General features: G+C 58.5%; 17 protein-coding genes and 1 other RNA gene. 9 read left to right on the top strand and 9 right to left on the bottom strand.

Going from position 1 to position 17,063, the window contains the following annotated elements; genetic code table 11:
- Positions 1 to 63 precede the first annotated feature (63 nt).
- Together UB90_RS11660 and UB90_RS11655 are read left to right on the top strand one after the other, a co-directional pair.
- Positions 64 to 1,311 carry a hypothetical protein gene (locus UB90_RS11660; RefSeq protein ID WP_065325899.1) on the top strand — a complete coding sequence of 416 codons (1,248 nt, stop codon included), beginning with the start codon at positions 64 to 66 and terminating at the stop codon, positions 1,309 to 1,311.
- Complete coding sequence (locus UB90_RS11655; protein WP_065325898.1) at positions 1,308 to 2,666, top strand: cytochrome P450; 1,359 nt, start codon at positions 1,308 to 1,310, stop codon at positions 2,664 to 2,666. The genes UB90_RS11660 and UB90_RS11655 overlap by 4 nt, the downstream gene beginning before the upstream one ends.
- Here the strand turns inward: UB90_RS11655 and UB90_RS11650 are convergent.
- From UB90_RS11650 to fumC, 4 genes are all read right to left on the bottom strand, one after another.
- Complete coding sequence (locus UB90_RS11650) at positions 2,663 to 2,896, bottom strand: ribbon-helix-helix domain-containing protein (protein WP_065325897.1); 234 nt, start codon at positions 2,894 to 2,896, stop codon at positions 2,663 to 2,665. The two genes, UB90_RS11655 and UB90_RS11650, sit on opposite strands and share 4 nt — an antisense overlap.
- Positions 2,897 to 2,902: 6 nt before the next feature.
- Entirely contained in the window at positions 2,903 to 3,997 is a 1,095-nt protein-coding gene (locus UB90_RS11645) for a Hint domain-containing protein (RefSeq protein ID WP_065325896.1), read from the bottom strand.
- A gap of 159 nt (positions 3,998 to 4,156) precedes the next feature.
- Positions 4,157 to 4,333: a DUF4169 family protein gene (locus tag UB90_RS11640; RefSeq protein WP_009176704.1), complete on the bottom strand. Its 177-nt coding sequence runs from the start codon at positions 4,331 to 4,333 to the stop codon at positions 4,157 to 4,159.
- Complete coding sequence (gene fumC / locus UB90_RS11635) at positions 4,333 to 5,730, bottom strand: class II fumarate hydratase (RefSeq protein WP_009177263.1); 1,398 nt, start codon at positions 5,728 to 5,730, stop codon at positions 4,333 to 4,335. Before fumC ends, UB90_RS11640 begins: the two co-directional genes overlap by 1 nt.
- A 245-nt stretch (positions 5,731 to 5,975) precedes the next feature.
- On the opposite strand from fumC, the gene UB90_RS11630 reads away from it, so the two are divergent.
- Positions 5,976 to 6,560, top strand: coding sequence for a hypothetical protein (locus UB90_RS11630; protein ID WP_081285574.1), 585 nt, complete (start codon positions 5,976 to 5,978; stop codon positions 6,558 to 6,560).
- 91 nt (positions 6,561 to 6,651) lie between these two features.
- Here UB90_RS11630 and UB90_RS11625 read toward each other — a convergent pair whose 3' ends face one another.
- The 5 genes from UB90_RS11625 to UB90_RS11605 all read right to left on the bottom strand — a co-directional run bounded on the left by UB90_RS11625 (position 6,652) and on the right by UB90_RS11605 (position 10,446).
- Positions 6,652 to 7,134 (bottom strand): SspB family protein, encoded by a 483-nt coding sequence (locus tag UB90_RS11625; protein WP_065325895.1) that lies wholly within the window; start codon positions 7,132 to 7,134, stop codon positions 6,652 to 6,654.
- Positions 7,135 to 7,248: 114 nt separating this feature from the next.
- A complete protein-coding gene (gene chrA / locus UB90_RS11620) occupies positions 7,249 to 8,535 on the bottom strand; it encodes a chromate efflux transporter (protein ID WP_065325894.1) in 1,287 nt (428 codons plus the stop codon).
- A 107-nt stretch (positions 8,536 to 8,642) separates the two neighbouring features.
- Positions 8,643 to 9,077: an ester cyclase gene (locus tag UB90_RS11615; protein WP_009177105.1), complete on the bottom strand. Its 435-nt coding sequence runs from the start codon at positions 9,075 to 9,077 to the stop codon at positions 8,643 to 8,645.
- 225 nt (positions 9,078 to 9,302) lie between these two features.
- Positions 9,303 to 9,654: a transfer-messenger RNA gene (ssrA, locus tag UB90_RS11610) on the bottom strand.
- A 60-nt stretch (positions 9,655 to 9,714) separates the two neighbouring features.
- On the bottom strand, positions 9,715 to 10,446 hold the full coding sequence (locus tag UB90_RS11605; RefSeq protein WP_065325893.1) for a FadR/GntR family transcriptional regulator: 732 nt from the start codon (positions 10,444 to 10,446) through the stop codon (positions 9,715 to 9,717).
- 123 nt (positions 10,447 to 10,569) lie between these two features.
- Here UB90_RS11605 and UB90_RS11600 point away from each other — a divergent pair, with 123 nt between their 5' ends.
- The 6 genes from UB90_RS11600 to UB90_RS11575 all read left to right on the top strand — a co-directional run bounded on the left by UB90_RS11600 (position 10,570) and on the right by UB90_RS11575 (position 17,019).
- A complete protein-coding gene (locus UB90_RS11600; protein WP_081285573.1) occupies positions 10,570 to 11,343 on the top strand; it encodes a DUF2182 domain-containing protein in 774 nt (257 codons plus the stop codon).
- Positions 11,344 to 11,361: 18 nt separating this feature from the next.
- Positions 11,362 to 12,006: a DUF1326 domain-containing protein gene (locus UB90_RS11595; RefSeq protein ID WP_009176404.1), complete on the top strand. Its 645-nt coding sequence runs from the start codon at positions 11,362 to 11,364 to the stop codon at positions 12,004 to 12,006.
- Positions 12,007 to 12,086: 80 nt separating this feature from the next.
- On the top strand, positions 12,087 to 13,202 hold the full coding sequence (locus UB90_RS11590) for a dimethylsulfoniopropionate demethylase (protein ID WP_065325892.1): 1,116 nt from the start codon (positions 12,087 to 12,089) through the stop codon (positions 13,200 to 13,202).
- Between the two features lie 14 nt (positions 13,203 to 13,216).
- Complete coding sequence (gene acuI / locus UB90_RS11585) at positions 13,217 to 14,212, top strand: acryloyl-CoA reductase (RefSeq protein WP_065325891.1); 996 nt, start codon at positions 13,217 to 13,219, stop codon at positions 14,210 to 14,212.
- Between the two features lie 134 nt (positions 14,213 to 14,346).
- Positions 14,347 to 15,564, top strand: coding sequence for an aminotransferase class V-fold PLP-dependent enzyme (locus UB90_RS11580; RefSeq protein ID WP_065325890.1), 1,218 nt, complete (start codon positions 14,347 to 14,349; stop codon positions 15,562 to 15,564).
- A gap of 30 nt (positions 15,565 to 15,594) precedes the next feature.
- Positions 15,595 to 17,019, top strand: coding sequence for a cryptochrome/photolyase family protein (locus UB90_RS11575; RefSeq protein ID WP_065325889.1), 1,425 nt, complete (start codon positions 15,595 to 15,597; stop codon positions 17,017 to 17,019).
- Positions 17,020 to 17,063 lie beyond the last annotated feature (44 nt).

Raw genomic sequence — 17,063 nt, 5'->3', positions numbered from 1 at the left:
CTTACGCTGCGTGCAAAGCTGCGCTAGGCTCATGGTCAAAAGATCGGGGCAAGAAGATCGGGCATGAGCAGCAACTCCAGCACAAGACCGGTGCGCCGGCGTCGAGTGTTCTACATTCCGGGCTATGATCCGTTCCACCCGCGCCGGTATCGCGAGCTTTATCGCAGCGAAGGCGCAGAACAAGCGCAGATTTCCGGCTATGCGCTGTCGCTCAGCCCCAAGGCGACCGGGGGCCCATTTGGCTGGCATGTCTCGGCTAAGATTGAAGGCGCGCGGGTTGAGACGGATATGGAGGTTCTGGTCTGGTCGGATCTCGTCAAACACAGCATGAACAGCTCGATTGTTGCCACTTATTGGCAGCTTCTGCGTACGGCTTGGATCTACATCGGCTCCGGCGCCTTGTGGCGACTGATGCATTTGTGCAAAGGACCGGTGATCGCGGCACTCTATCCGGTGGTGATCCTGCTGCTTCAGGCTGGACTTGCAGCGCTGCTCGGGGCCGGGGTGGCATCTGGGCTAGGGGCGCTGGCGGGATTTGTGGCGGTGCCGGAATGGGTAGTGCGCGCGATGCAGATCATCGCAGGCGCAGGCGCGGCTGTGGCGCTTTTGATGGCGTTCAAATCCCGCGACAATAAGCTCTTTGTTTATTATCTGATGCATGACTACGCCTATTCTGCGGGCCAGCGCGGTGCTCTTCCGGTGGAGCTTGAGGCCCGCATGCAGGCGTTCACCGTAGCCATTCACGCCGCACTGGAAGAGAACGCAGTGGATGAGGTTCTGGTTGTGGGGCATTCGTCGGGGGCGCATATAGGCGTTTCCGTGCTGGCGGATCTTCTGCATGCGGGCCTGCCGGAAGAACGCCCCGCCCTGAGTTTTCTCACGTTGGGGCAGGTGGTGCCGATGGTCTCCTTCCTACCGCGTGCTGCGCGCCTGCGCCGGGATCTGCAAGAGATGTCAGAGCAAGAATTGATCCCCTGGTATGATGTCACCGCCCCCGGCGACGGCTGCGCCTTTGCGCTTTGTGATCCCGTTGCGGTAACAGGCGTTGCAACACCGGCGCAGCGTTGGCCCATCGTGTTTTCTGCAGCCTTCACCCAGACGCTCAGTCCCGCGCGTTGGAAGGCATTGAAACGGCGCTATTTTCGGCTGCATTTCCAATATCTCTGCGCGTTCGACCAGCCCAAGGATTACGACTATTTTCGCATCACCGCCGGACCTTTGACCCTTGGCGAGCGGTTGCGAGACCGGGGACATTCTCGGTCACGATTGGCAGACCCTGTGAGCGGGTATCGCTCCGTGAGTAAACGATGAGCAGGCTGCCCCCCAAACCCCCAGCGCGTCCGGATAAGGTCTCGCTCTGGCGGTACCTGAAGCTGTTTCGCGCCGATATCCTGTCAGCCCAGCCGCAGCGGCTCTATCGCGCATGGATGGCTGAGTTTCGCACACCGTTCTTTCGCTCCTTTCTGGTGAACCAGCCGGAGCTTCTGGACGTGCTGTTAAAGCAGCGCCCGGATGATTTCCCAAAATCCGATCGCGTGGGCGAGGGGCTGAGGCCGCTTTTGGGCAACTCCGTCTTTCTGACCAATGGCGAAACCTGGAAACGGCAACGTCGCATCATTGATCCGGCATTCGAGGGCGGGCGGCTGCGCGAGACTTTTCCCGCGATGCATGCTGCAGCCGAGGCAGGTGTCGCGCGCCTGGTGCCGCGCGCGGATGGCACCCCGCTGGAGATTGAGGCCGAGACCTCGCATATTGCGGCAGATGTGATCTTTCGCACCCTGTTTTCCATCCCGATCGAACATGAGGTGGCCTCTGAGGTCTTTGCCCGCTTTCGTGCCTATCAACAGGCGCAGCCAATCCTGAATCTCGCGGCCTTTGTGCCCGTGCCGCGCTGGATGCCGCGTTTCTATCCCAAAGGCACGCGTACAAATGCCGCCCACATCCGCAGCCTGATTTCTGATCTGACTAACGCGCGTCTGGCCGAGATTGAGGCCGGAACCGCCCCCGATGATCTCGCCACCAAGATCATGACGACGCGTGACCCGGACACGGGCGTTGGCTTTAACGCCGAGGAAATGGTTGATCAGGTGGCGATCTTCTTTTTGGCGGGGCATGAAACCAGCGCGTCGGCGCTGGGGTGGGCGCTCTATCTGATGGCACTTTATCCAGAGTGGCAGGAAAAGCTGGCGGCAGAGGTCGCGGAATACGGCACTGGGGATTTTGCGGCGGTGTCTCGGTTGCGCCTGACGCGGGATGTGTTTCGCGAGACCCTGCGCCTCTATCCGCCGGTGCCGATGATGGTGCGTGAAGCCCAATGCCCGGAGAGGTTCCGCGACCGTGAGGTGCCAAAAGGATCGCAAATGGTGCTGAGCCCGTGGCACCTGCACCGGCACGAACGGCTGTGGGAGCGACCGGATGACTTTGATCCCGGTCGCTGGCAGACCGAAAATGGCAAGACCTGCGCGCGGAACGCCTATATGCCATTCTCAGCGGGATCGCGGGTCTGCACAGGCGCGGGATTTGCGATGGTTGAGGGCGTTTTGATCCTTGCCCAGCTGCTGCACCGTTTTTGCGTTGAGCGCGTGGAGGGGCGCGACCCGCAGCCTGTTGCCCATCTGACAGTGCGCTCGCGCAATGGGATTTGGCTGCGCCTCACAGAGCGTTAGCCCTCGGCTTCGGCCTTCAGCGCCATGAGCACATAGAGGCGAATAGCAGAGGCCAGACCGCAATCGGTGCCGCGCCGTTCGTCAATGTCGGCGGCCAGTTCATTGATGGCGCGCCCCTCTCTTGCGGCAAGGCGTCGGAATTCAGCCCAGAAAGCATCCTCCAGCGAAACAGAGGTCCGGTGACCGCGCAGGGTCAAAGAGCGTTTTTTAGGCCGTTCGCCAATCATCATATAATCTCATGCTATCAATAGACGTGCTTCTTGCACGCTGACAGAGGGGTAGCAAGTCGGCCCGTAAGCGCTGAGACACGTTTCCAACTCTGGAAAAACCTGAAAAAGCTCTTGCCGTATATGCGTTTGTGATGCGGTTAAGACCCACTCGCCGGGATGGTAGCTTTCGGAGTAAAGCCCGTCGGTTTCAATAACTTCATGCTGGTCGAACATCAGGTGCACATATGTAATCGGCGCGCAGCTTTGATCCTGATACACGGTGTCCCCGTTTACCAGCCCTTTGGCAGGAGCGAGGATGGCATGGCTCGCAAATAATAAATGGCTCATATGGGTTTCAATCAGGATGCGATGCTGCGGAGAGACTTTGAACCTGCGCTTTGGGCAACCGGGGCCTAGCGCATCGCGTTCAAACACAATCGGCGCAAGATGCGGGTTCTTTTGTAGATCGAAACGCGAGAGCCTGCGCCGGTAAATCCAGCGCACCGTTTGATAGCCTCGGTCGCGCGTCAGCACTTGATCGCCGATATTGAGCTTGCGAATACGACGGAGACCTTCGGGTGTTGTCACCTGCGCGTTTGGCGTGAAGCAGACAACCGTTGCGCCTTCGATATCCGAATAAGACCCGGCATCGGTTTCGTCTTCGCCGACGTATTGCCAATATTTATATCGGTTGTACCCGGTGAGCTCGTCATCATTGATGACATTGTGGGTCTCGTAGCTGTAATTTACATTTCTCGAAAGTGGCGTGGTTGGCAAATAGCCAATAAATTCACCACCACTTTCCAATGCATACAGTGTGATTTGACTGCCATCATCGCCGGTGAGGACCATCTGGTTTTCGGCATAAATACGATCATTGTAGATGTAATCGCCATCCACACGCGCCAGTGTGCTGCCGTCGCTTTCATAGACGGTTCCACGTTGATTAGTATCCGCGCCGCGTTCGTCCTGCGTAAAATCGCCATCGAGGGTGTTGTCATTATCTGAAATAGACACCACTCGGCGATCCGTTTCAGGATCGACGTCTGAACTCAGCCTCACGGAGCCGCCGGAAAAACTCAGGGCGTCCGCCGTGTAGACGAAATAGCGATGGGTGGGCATGCCTGAGCCGCCTCCGTAATATTCTACTGCTCGGCGCTCAGTTTTTTGGCGCGCTTTTGATGGGCAATTATGCGCGCGCAGTCAAAAAAGGTAAAGAAATTGCTAACAAAATAATTTTGAGGGCATGATTGGGCGAAAACGCGTGAGGTCGTGTTTTCGCTAGTCGTCGATTTTATGCCCATCCAGACGGTCTTTAGTGATCCGTTTCGTGGCTTTGTCTAAATCTTTCTGGTCTTTGGTGCGACCAAATTTCACAGCGTTTTGGTCAGCGCGGGCCTTTTTCTCAGCCCGCGCTTTTTCTTTTCGAAACCGGTTTAGATTGACCGGCTTTGACATCACTTGGCCTTTGGACCGATCATTTGCTCGGGGCGGACAACCTTGTCGAAGGTCTCTTCGTCCACAAAACCGAGTTTGACCGCCTCTTCCTTCAGGGTGGTGCCGTTCTTATGCGCGGTCTTCGCTACGGTCGTCGCGTTGTCGTAACCGATGGTTGGGGCCAATGCGGTCACCAGCATCAGGCTTTCCTTCATCAGCTTGTCGATACGCGGCTCGTTGGCCTTGATGCCATTGAGCATCCGCTCGGTGAAGCTGTCCGCGGCGTCCCCCAGAAGCTGAATGGACTGCAGCAGGTTATAGGACATCATCGGGTTGTAGACGTTCAGTTCAAAGTGACCTTGAGAGCCTGCAAATTTGATCGCGGCGTCGTTGCCCATGACGTGCGCTGCCACCTGTGTGAGCGCCTCGGCCTGGGTCGGGTTCACCTTGCCCGGCATGATCGAGGAGCCGGGTTCGTTTTCAGGCAGGACCAACTCGCCCAGACCAGAGCGCGGGCCGGAGCCCAGGAACCGGATGTCATTGGCGATCTTATAGCAGCTGCCAGCAATGGTCGCGAGAGCGCCCGAGAGGAACACCATCGCGTCATGTGCGGCCAATGCCTCAAACTTGTTGGGCGCGGTCACGAAGGGCAGGCCGGTGATTTCGGCCATGTTTGCAGCGACTTCCTCGCCCCAACCTTCCACGGTGTTGAGACCGGTGCCGACCGCGGTACCGCCCTGTGCCAGTTCATAGATGCCGGGCATTGCCGCCTCGACACGGGCCAGACCCTGACGGATCTGATGCGCGTAGCCACCAAATTCCTGACCCAGTGTCAGCGGCGTGGCGTCCTGCGTATGGGTGCGGCCGATCTTGATGATGTCTTTGAATTCCGCTGCCTTGGCTTCCAGCCCTTCGGCCAGTTTGGTCAGGCCCGGAACCAGCACGTCACGCACCGACATCGCGGTGGCGATGTGCATTGCGGTCGGGAAAGTGTCGTTAGAGGACTGGCCCATATTGCAGTGGTCGTTCGGGTGCACCGGATCCTTGGAGCCGATCACGCCGCCGAGGATTTCGATCGCGCGGTTGGCGATCACCTCGTTGGAGTTCATGTTGGACTGGGTGCCGGAGCCGGTCTGCCAGACCACCAGCGGGAAGTTGTCATCGAACTTGCCCTCGATCACCTCACCCGCAGCCTGAATAACGGCATCGCCGATTTTGGCATCCAGCTTGCCGGAGGCCTTGTTGGCCATGGCGCAGGCTTGCTTGATCACGCCAAGCGCGCGCACGATGGCGACGGGCTGTTTTTCCCACCCAATCGGGAAGTTCATGATCGAACGCTGAGTCTGTGCCCCCCAGTATTTGTCGGAAGGGACCTCAAGCGGGCCAAAGCTGTCGGTTTCGGTGCGGGTGTTCGACATTGTGTCTGTCTCCGTCGCTGGTTCGGCCACTTGGATATTGCAAGTGGTATACTGATGTATGCCGTGTACCCGCGCGGGCGGCCTGACGCAATTGTTCTGCGCCATCTGACCGATCTTACGGGTCCTCAGCGGCTGGTATACTGCCCCAATTCCGCAAGTGCCATTGCCAGTTTGGGTAAGATGCATAGATTACATCAAAAGAGAGTCGTCAGACCGTGTCCCCAACAGGAGTTCGAATCCAAGATATGCGCAGCATCACCCTCAGCCAGATCCGGTCTATGCCTGACACCTCCCGTTTGACCCTGTGGTGTCTTGTGATGCTGTCGGCATTGTTCCTGAGCGTTCAGAGCGCTTTTTGCGCGGAAACGCTCAACCGGTTTGTCGGATCTTATTCCGGGAGCGCCGAGGTTGAGCAAATCGACGGTACGGTCGAGCAACGCGATATGAGCGTCTCCATCCGCGAAACCTACAAAGGGTTCGAGGTGCAGTGGAGCACGGCCATCCGGCGCGCGGATGGCGACGCAAAAACCAAGAGCTACAAGATCGAATTTATTCCGTCAGAGCGCGACGGGGTTTTTGCCGCTGCGATGCAGACAAATGTGTTTGGGCATACGGTTCAGATGAACCCCATGAAGGGGGAGCCCTTCGTCTGGGCACGCGTAAGTGATGATACGCTGACGATCTTCTCGCTCTATGTGGCCGAAAACGGCGATTACCTGATGCAGCAATATGATCGCACCTTGGCAAACGGCGGATTAGATCTGGATTTTTCGTTGCATCGCAATGGGATGCCTTCGCGCAAGGTTTCGACATTTCTGACCAGAGGTTGATCTGAACGCGCGTTGCGACGACATAAAAACGGCGCCGCCGAGATATCGGGGGCGCCGCTGCAATTTCTGATGCCGTGTTAGGGGCGACAGCCTATTTGCGAAAGCTGTCCAGAGACACTACATCCGCATCTTTCTTTGCGGCGGGGGCGTCGTCTTCCTCCTCATCATCGGGCAAATCGCTCGCCACCTCGACGGGGGACAGATCTTCATCGTCATCCTCGCCAGTGCTTTCAAAGCGCAGGCCAAACTCGACAGACGGGTCGACGAAAGTCTTGATCGCGTCATAGGGAATATAGAGCGGCTCGGGCGCGTCGCCAAAATTCAGCGTCACGGAGAAGCCCTCGTCGGTGACGTTCAGATTGTCGAACCAATGCTGCATGACCACGGTCATCTCACCGGGATAACGGTCAGACAGCCAATCGGCCAGTTCGGCATCCGGGTGTGAGGTATCAAACGTGATGAAGAAGTGATGAGCTCCGGGCAGGCCATTGGCCGCAACGTCGTCCAGAACGTTGCGGATCAGGCCACGCATGGCACGATGCATCAGGTTTCCATAGTCGATCTGACGGGACATCGCCTCACCTTTTGTAGTTGGGGGTGCGGCGTTGACAACATGGTTTGAGGCCACACCCTATCCCCTCCAGTTTTGGACCTATTTTGAAGGCATTGCAAGACAAGCTAGCGGTCTTTAGCCGACCGTGAAGCCAGCGGCAATCAGGCCGAGACTGGCCATCGCTGCCAGCAACCACAGGATGCGCCCGCGCAAGGCCAACGCAACAATCGGTGCCAAAGTAACAAGGGCGAGGGCCGGGACATTGAGGCTTTGAACATCCGGCGCAGGGAGCGTGATTGGGCCGAGCATCAAAGAGGTCTGCTTTTGAAACAACAAGTGCAACAAGAACCACACAGAGAGGTTAAGCATCATCCCCGCGACAGCCGCAGTAATGGCCTGAAGCGCGCCGCGCAAACGGGGCTGATGTGTCAGTCGTTCCACAAACGGAGCTGTCGCAAAAATCCATAAAAAACAGGGTGTGAAGGTCACCCATAACGCCACAGCGCCTGCCGCGAGCGCCAACATCGCACCGCCCACTTCGGCCCCGGCCAGCATCGCAACGAACTGGGTCACCAGCACCAGAGGGCCAGGCGTGGTTTCTGCCAGACCGAGGGCGTCAATCATCTGACCTGTTGTGATCCAGCCATGCTCGCTGACCACCGTCTGGGTCATATAGGCAAGTACCGCATAAGCGCCCCCGAAGGTGACAACCGCAAGTTTAGCAAAGAACCAGCCAATTGTGGCCAGAAAGTCGGCTCCGATCAGTGAGAGACCGAGGAGGGGGAGCAGCCACAACGCGCTCCACAACACAATGACTCGCCAGTGATTGGGGGCAACGGGCTGCACTGGTGGTGGGGTGTCGGTGGTCTCTGCACTTTGAAACAGTCCGATAATCCCCGCCCCCAGAACCACAACCGGGAAGGGGAGGTTGAGTGCAAATATTGCCACGAAGCCGGTTAATGCGAGCAGCCAGGCTCCGGTTGATTTGAGTGCTTTTCGAGAAATGCGCCAAAGCGCCTGCACGACAATCACCACAACGGCTGCTTTGATGCCGAGAAAGGCCGATTGTACCGCCGGCAGAGTACCAAAGGCCACATAGAGCCAGACTAATATGGAAATAACGAAGGCGCCGGGCAGGATGAACAAACTCCCTGCCAAAAGCCCACCGCCGATGCCGCGCAACCGCCACCCGGTATAGGTGGCCAGTTGCATTGCTTCTGGTCCGGGCAGCAGCATACAAAACGACAAGCCGCGCAGGAATTGCTCTTCGCTGAGCCAGTTGCGGCGATCGACCAATTCGCGATGCATCAGCGCGATTTGTGCCGCGGGACCGCCGAAACTCAGCAGGCCAATGAGGCCGAAACAGTGAAACAAAACCCACCAGGAAGGCGGGGTGGGATGCGAGGTTGCGGTCTTTGACATCACGGCTGCCCGGTTGCTTTCACCTTTGCCCTTTTATCAAAGCCCAGCAATATCACCAGCGCTCGCGTTTCTTTTGAAGCAGTTGTTTTTCTATGGGGGCGTGGTGGCTATTCCACCCAGACGAGGCGTTCACCTGTCAGACAGACGGGCAGGGCGTCTGTGGGCAACTGACCGAGTTGTTCGAACATGCGCAGGTAGTCGAAGTTGGTATAGAACTCGATGAAACGCCCATCATGGACGCGCACACTCACATGACCGGTGAAATCCAGCTTGCGCGTGCGGCTGTGATCGAAAGCCGAAACCTGCACCCGCGCCATTGCAAGATCCCCATCATCCATACTATGCGTAATGGTCACATGAGGCTGGTCGAGCAGCGCTTTGATAGCGCACACGACCTCTTTGTAGTCGACGCCGGGGGATACGACACCATCCAGAGCCCCATTAAAAGTGACATCTGGATCAAGCAGGTCGTCGATGACGGACAGATTGTCTTTATTCCAGACTTCTTCGAACCAGTATTTCAGCAGAGTGCTGTTTTTCATTTCAGGGAAGTTTCACATTCTGACATTTGCGGAAGGCGCCACCTACAGGCGTGTTACATATAATGTCGAGAGCCATATCGCTGTAACTTCGCAATGCTAGCGTTAAAAGGAAGGAAATTGGTGGGAATTTCCCGTCAAAGTTTAACGATAGCCGCAGTTGCTCGTAAAAGAGCATTAAGAGATGCCTTATGGCCTAGAGGTGCATCGCTATTTCAGGGGAGTGAAAGTGCAGGTTTCTGTTGCCAGGTACCTGCGAACCCCGCCTAACGCGGCTAGGCGCTAGGGCTTAAAGTCGGTTCAACTCGGACTGCTTACGCAGCCAGAGCAACCGGAGCACGATTGTCGTTTGCAATTGTACTGTTTTCGCCGGTAACGGTGGCAGACAGCCGAGACAAAGCTAACCCCTTTAGACGTCCGTCGATCCTATTTCGGCCCCATAATCCCCAAACGAAGGATATTTGGTGGAGCCGCCGGGTACCGCCCCCGGGTCCGATCCGCTTATTACGAGCGCGTTTATGTCCATAGTTCCCGAAGGAACACACCGAATATAGGGTGGTTCACTGCCGAGTTAAAGGGGGAATTGACGCGCTGACGCGCGTGGCCTCCGGCGGGGATATTTGAAAGAAGATGAAGAGGGTCAGCGCTTTGCCGCGCGGCGGGCGAAGACATCGGCGGCGAGGTTGCGCGTTTCCTCCTCCAGCGCGCTGAGGCCCGCGACGGCTGCGTCTCCCTTGCCGGATTCGATGGCATCGGTGATGGTGGTGTGAAGCGTAAGGATGGTGGCGCGATCCCGCGCCGTGAAGGTGATCATGTTCATCAGCGGCTGCATCGCTTCTACGGCCCCGGCAAGCTGATAAGATAGCACCGGATTATGCGCTCCATCCACCAACGCGCGATGAAAAGCCACATCTGACGCACAAAACGCCTCATCCGTGAGACCGGGTTGGCCCTGCCGAAAGATCTCTGCCCGCATGGTCGCAAGCTGATCTGCGGTGCGGCGGCTGGCTGAAAGCGGCGCGCAGGCTCGTTCCAGCGCATATCGGGCCTCGCAGGCGGTGTCGAAGCTCACGGCGTTCATGCTCAAGAGCAGCGTCGAGGTGGTGATCTGCTGGCTGTAGGCGTCCTCGAAACTGAGACGGTTGACGAAGGCCCCTCCGGTTGCGCCGCGTTGGGTGCGGATCAAGGATTGCGCAGCGAGGCGTTTCAAACCCTCCCGTACGGTTGCGCGAGACACTTGAAATTGCTCGGCCAATTCTGATTCCGAAGGCAGGCGTTCGTCGACGATCAGATCACCCGCAACAATGGCATCACGAATGGCCGTGGCAATCTGGGCAGAGAGATCTGCGGTGCTGTTTGGGTCGATCTTCAAAACGGTTTGCCCTCACGTCAGATGGGGTGTTTGGAATTTTTATTTGTCAGACATTTAAAAGTCTGACATTTGATTCACAAGAGCTATTGAGTCGCAGCGAGACGGGGAGGTCATCGCAAAGCCATGCTTAAAGCACGCCTGACAGAGAGTATTCGCCAGATGAGCGGCCTGCACTGGCTCTTACTCTTTGGTGGTATTCTGCTGGCTTGGGCTGCGTTGTTTGCCATGTCGGTGCCGGAGAATTTGCGCGATGCTGGAGCGCTTTATGGTGCGGAATTCTGGGTGTCGCTGTGTAGCATGACGCCGGATGCCGCGGGCGCGGGCAAGATGGCACTGATGTGGGTTCTGATGTCGGCGGCGATGATGGCACCCACGGCACTGCCGGCCTTTGCCACTTACGATGATCTGAGCCAATCGGCGGAAGGCACCCGGTTTGGGGATCTGGTGCTTGGCTATCTTATGGTCTGGATCGGATTTTCACTGCTGGCAGCCGCGCTGCAGCTGGCGCTTGTCCATGCGGGTATGGTCAGCGTTTTTGGCGACAGCCGTTCATCCCTGCTGTCGGCGGTGCTCCTGCTGATTGCGGGGGTCTATCAGTTCACGCCGCTCAAAGACTCTTGCCTGTCCAAATGCCGCCGCCCGCTGGTGTTCTTTATGCAGCATTGGGAGGAGGGCCCATTGCGCAACGGTCTGCGCCTTGGTGCGGTCTGTTTGGGATGCTGCTGGGCGCTGATGCTTTTGGCCTTTGTCGGTGGGGTCATGAACCTCGTCTTTATGGGGCTGGCGACGGTTTTTATGGTTCTGGAAAAACTGCCCGAGATCGGGCGCTGGTTGACCCGTCCGATGGGCGTTGTCCTCTGCGCGTCGGGACTTTGGCTTCTTGTGACATCTGTTTGAATTGGGAGGAAAAATCACATGGCGAATCCGCAAGTCGCATCGGCGCCCGAACTCATGCCTTGGGCGATCAAGGGCGAGCTGATCCTTAACTGCAATTGTACGGTCTTTTGCCCCTGCGTGGTGTCGCTGGGCAAGCATCCGCCCACCGAAGGTTACTGTCAGGCTTGGGCGGGCGTGCGCATCGATGAAGGGCATTATGGCGACGCCGATCTGTCTGGTCTGAATGTCGGGTTGATCCTGGAAATCCCGGGATTAATGGCGCGCGGCAACTGGAAGGCGGCTGCCTACATCGACGAGCGCGCAAGCGAAGAGGCCTATGATGGTCTGATCGACATTTTCTCTGGAAAAGCAAGGGGAACCACGGGGCTTTTCAAGGTCCTGGTGAGCGAATTCCTCGGGGCGGAGCGCGCGCCGGTGTTGTTTGAAACCGAAGGCAAGACCCGCCGCCTGATCGTGGGCAAGCAGATCCACGGTGAGGTTGTGCCGGTGGGCGGGGCCGACAGTGAACAGGACATTGTGGTCACCAACACAGAGTATTGGATGGGCCCGGACATCACCGTTGCCACCGCCACCAAGGGCCGCGTGCGCGCCTTTGGCCGGGTATGGGATTTTGACGGGCGCTCGGCCGAGATCTGCCAGATCGACTGGAAGGGCCCGCGCTGATCGCGCGTCTTCTGTGACATTGGGCGGCGGTCACCTATGCCCGCCGCTCCCCTCGCACTCGGGCCATGAAAGGGATCGCCATGGCACTGTTTCAACCCGGAATTTCCCTGTCCCGCCGCCTGCGCCGCACACCGTTTTCGGAGGGTGTGGAGGCCGCAGGCGTCAAAGGCTACACCGTCTACAACCACATGCTGCTTCCGACCGTGTTCGAGAGCGTAGAGGCGGACTATCACCACCTCAAACGCCATGTTCAGGTCTGGGACGTGGCCTGCGAGCGGCAGGTGGAGCTGCGCGGCCCTGATGCGGGGCGCCTGATGCAGATGCTGACCCCGCGCGATCTGCGCTGCATGATGGCCGGTCAGTGCTATTATGTGCCTATCGTGGATGAAACCGGCGGCATGCTGAATGACCCGGTGGCGGTGAAACTGGCCGAGGACCGCTGGTGGATCTCCATCGCCGACAGTGATCTTCTCTATTGGGTCAAAGGCATCGCCAATGGCTGGCGGTTGGATGTGCTGGTGGATGAGCCGGATGTCTCACCGCTCGCAATTCAGGGACCAAAGGCCGAGGATCTGATGGCGCGTGTCTTTGGCGAGACCGTGCGCGCGATCCGGTTTTTTCGCTTTGGCGTATATCAGTTCGAGGGGCGCGATCTGGTGGTGGCGCGCTCGGGCTACTCGAAACAGGGCGGTTTCGAGATCTACGTTGAGGGCAGCGACATCGGCATGCCGCTTTGGCATCGGCTGTTTGAGGCGGGCGCGGATCTGGAGGTGCGGGCAGGTTGTCCGAACCTGATCGAACGGATCGAAAGTGGCCTGCTGAGTTACGGCAACGACATGACCGACGACAACACGCCGCATGAATGCGGGCTGGGCCGGTTCTGCAACACCCATACTGCCATCGGCTGTATCGGGCGCGACGCCTTGTTGCGGGTGGCCAAGGAAGGTCCGGTGCAGCAGATCCGCCCCATCGCCATTGCGGGCGACGCGGTGCCGCCCTGTGATCGCTTTTGGCCGCTCTATGCCAATGGCCGCCGGGTGGGGCGTGTGTCCTCGGCCACATGGTCGCCCGATCATACCACCAATGTCGCCATCGGCATGGTGAAGATGACCCATTGGGACGCGGGCACGCAGGTCGAGGTTGAGACACCGGACGGAATGCGTCCTGCGACCGTCCATGAGAATTTCTGGAATTAACGAGAGAGATCAATATGTTCAAAGCACTAGTGATGACGCAGGACAGCGAGAGCGGCAAGGCGTCTGCTGACATTCAGGACCTGACGCTAGAAGATCTGCCCGAGGCAGAGGTCACCGTTGCGGTCGAGTATTCCACTGTGAATTACAAGGACGGCCTCTGCCTCAGCGCGAAGGGCGGCGGGTTGGTGCGCAATTATCCACATGTGCCGGGGATCGATTTTGCAGGCACCATCGAGGCATCATCGGATGATCGCTACAAACCCGGCGACAAGGTGGTGCTGACCGGTTGGCGCGTGGGAGAGGCCCATTGGGGCGGCTATTCCCAAAAGGCGCGGGTCAAGGCGGATTGGCTGGTGCCACTGCCGGATGGGATCACGTCGCGTCAGGCCATGGCGGTGGGGACGGCGGGTTTCACCGCAATGCTGGCGGTGATGGCGCTGGAAGACCACGGTCTGAAACCAGAGAACGGCCCGGTGCTGGTCACGGGTGCTGCGGGCGGTGTCGGATCGGTGGCGACCGCAATCCTTGCGCATCTGGGCTATGAGGTGGCGGCGGTCACTGGGCGGCCAGAGACGGCGGACTACCTCAAGAGCCTTGGCGCGACCCAGATCGTGCCGCGCGCGGATCTGAACGAGACCGTCAAACGACCGCTGGAGAGTGAAACCTGGGCAGGTTGCGTCGATGCCGTTGGCGGCGACATGTTGGCGCGGGTGCTGGGCCAGATGAAATACGGCGCTTCGGTTGCGGCGGTGGGGCTGGCGGGTGGCGCGGCGCTTCCGGCAACCGTGATCCCGTTCCTGCTGCGCGGCGTGAACCTCTTGGGCATCGATTCCGTGATGCAGCCGTTTGAGAACCGTCAGCGTGCATGGCAGCGGATTGCAACTGACTTGCCGATGGAGAAACTCGACGCGATGGTGCACCCCGCGACGCTAGCGGATCTGCCAAAGCTCGGCGCGGATATTCTTGCGGGGCAGGTGCAAGGGCGGGTTGTTGTCGATCTAAACCGCTAAGACTCCAGTAATCCGGTAAATTACCATGCCTCGGCGCGTCTTAGCGCCGCGCCGAGGCGTTTCCGGGCTTGATCTTGCGGCGTGAAATTGCACTCATCGCGTCATTGATCCGCAAAGGGAGCACGCGCCGCACCATGGATATCGATTTTGTCCGCAAACAGTTTCCAGCATTCGATCAGGCCGCACTGCAAGGCCAGGCCTTTTTTGAAAATGCAGGCGGGTCTTATACCTGCCGTCAGGTGATTGATCGCCTGTTCCGGTTTTACACGGAACACAAGGTCCAGCCCTACGCGCCGTATGCGGCCTCGCAGGTTGCGGGGGCTGAAATGGACGAAGCGCGCAGCCGTCTGGCGGCACTTCTTGGTGTCGGTGCCCAAGATGTGAGCTTTGGTCCCTCGACGACGCAAAACACCTATGTTCTGGCACAGGCCTTTCGTAAATTTCTGAAACCGGGCGAGAAGATCATCGTCACCAATCAGGATCATGAGGCGAACTCCGGTCCGTGGCGTCGTCTGGTGGACGAGGGCATTGAGGTTCTGGAATGGCAGATCGATTCGGCGACGGGTCATCTAGACCCAACTGCGCTGGAAGAGCTTTTGGATGAAAATGTCCGGTTGGTGTGTTTTCCCCATTGCTCCAATGTCGTCGGTGAAATCAATCCGGTGACCGAAATAACCGCGCTGGCGCATGCCGCCGGGGCCTTTGTTTGTGTCGACGGGGTCTCTTACGCGCCGCATGGCCTGCCAAATGTGGGTGAGCTGGGGCCAGATATCTATCTGTTTTCAGCCTATAAAACCTATGGCCCGCATCAGGGGATCACGGTCATCAACCCGGCGCTCGCTGAGCTGCTGCCCAATCAGGCGCATTATTTCAACGCGGATGTGCCCTACAAGCGTTTTACCCCGGCAGGGCCGGATCATGCGCAGGTCGCCGCTTGTGCCGGAATGGTCGACTATTTTGAAGCACTCGCCGCCCATCACGGTGCGACGGAAACCAAGGGCGCAGCCATGGGGACCTTTGTGCACGACCTGATGCGGCAACGCGAAATTGTCCTGTTGCAGCCGCTTCTGGACGCCGTGAAGGATCGCAATGACATCCGGCTGCTTGGCCCTTCGGCGGCTGAGGATCGCGCACCGACCGTGGCACTTGCGCTGGGGCGTGCGGCAGAGCCGGTGGCAAAACAACTGGCCGAGCTGGGTATCATGGCCGGCGGTGGTGATTTTTATGCGGTGCGGGCGCTCAATGCGATGGGGGTGGACCCGTCCGAAGGCGTACTGCGGCTGAGTTTTACCCATTATACCGATCAATCGGAGGTGACAGCGCTGATCGAGGCCCTAGATCGCGTCCTGTAACATCTGATTGAGCAAGGACTATGACTGACCATGGCTGACACCCGACCGGTGATCTGGTGGATCAGGCGCGACCTGCGCCTGCGTGACAATCCGGCCCTGACGGCGGCACTGGAGACGGGCGGACCGATCATTCCGCTTTATATCCACGACCCTCAAGACGAGGCCCTGGGCGCTGCTCCAAAGTTTCGGCTTGGGCTTGGGCTTGAACGTTTTGCCAAAACGCTCGAGGGGCACGGCAGTCGATTGACCCTGCGAAAGGGGGACGCGCTTGCGGTGTTGCGCGAGGTCATCAAAGAGAGCGGAGCCGGTCATGTGATCTGGTCCCGGCTCTATGATCCAGAGGCGATTAAACGCGACACCGAGATCAAGGAACAGCTCAAAGCCGCTGATATTACGGTAAAATCCACCGGGGGGAGACTGATGTTCGAACCCTGGACAGTCGAGACCAAAGACGGCGGCATGTATAAGGTCTACACGCCGTTCTGGAAGGCCGTGCGCGACCGCGAGGTCGAGGGTCTGATTGATGCGCCCGCACACCTGCCAAAGCCGGATGCGTGGCCCGCAACGGACGAGCTTGCGGATTACAACATGAGTGCTGCCATGCGTCGCGGCGCTGAGATCGTCGCGGGATATTGCCGGGTGGGTGAGGACGCGGCGCTGGAGCAACTGGACCGCTTCCTTGAGGAGCGTGTCGCCACCTATAAGCCTGATCGGGACTTTCCGGGGCGCGCGGCCACGTCAGAGCTGTCGGAAAACCTTGCCTGGGGTGAAATCAGCCCGCACCGAATGTGGCATCTGGGCGCGCAGGCGATGCGGGACGGCAAACAGGGTGCGGAGCATTTCCTCAAAGAGGTGGTCTGGCGCGAGTTTGCCTATCACCTGATGTATCACTCGCCGCATATCCTGACCCGCAACTGGCGCGAGGAATGGGACGGTTTTCCATGGCAAGACGACCCGGGCGAGGCGCTCTTGCGCTGGCAGCAAGGGCAAACGGGCTATGATTTTGTTGATGCCGCAATGCGAGAGCTCTATGTCACCGGTAAAATGCACAATCGCGCCCGGATGATTGTGGCAAGTTTCCTGACCAAGCATCTGATGATTCATTGGAAATTCGGGATGCAGTGGTTTGAGGACTGTTTGGTGGACTGGGATCCTGCGTCCAATGCCATGGGCTGGCAATGGGTGGCCGGATCGGGGCCGGATGCCGCGCCTTTCTTTCGGATTTTCAACCCCGATGGCCAATTGGATAAGTTCGACCCCAAAGGGCGCTACGTGCGCAATTGGTTGGCAGAGGGGCAGTCGGACCCGCCCCAGACTGCGACGGATTTCTTTGCGGCCACGCCAATGAGTTGGGAGTTGAGTCCAAAAGACACACGCGCGCGGCCGATTATCGATCTCAAACGCGGCCGTGAACGGGCGCTGGAGGCGTATCACGACAGCAGGGACAAAAGTTGATCCTATTTGGCCCTGAGCCACAGATAAAAGCGCGCGGCGACTTG

It is taken from the genome of Tritonibacter mobilis, assembly GCF_001681715.1.
In the GTDB taxonomy this organism is placed as follows: domain Bacteria; phylum Pseudomonadota; class Alphaproteobacteria; order Rhodobacterales; family Rhodobacteraceae; genus Epibacterium; species Epibacterium mobile.
This window is presented reverse-complemented; position numbering and strand designations above follow the sequence as displayed.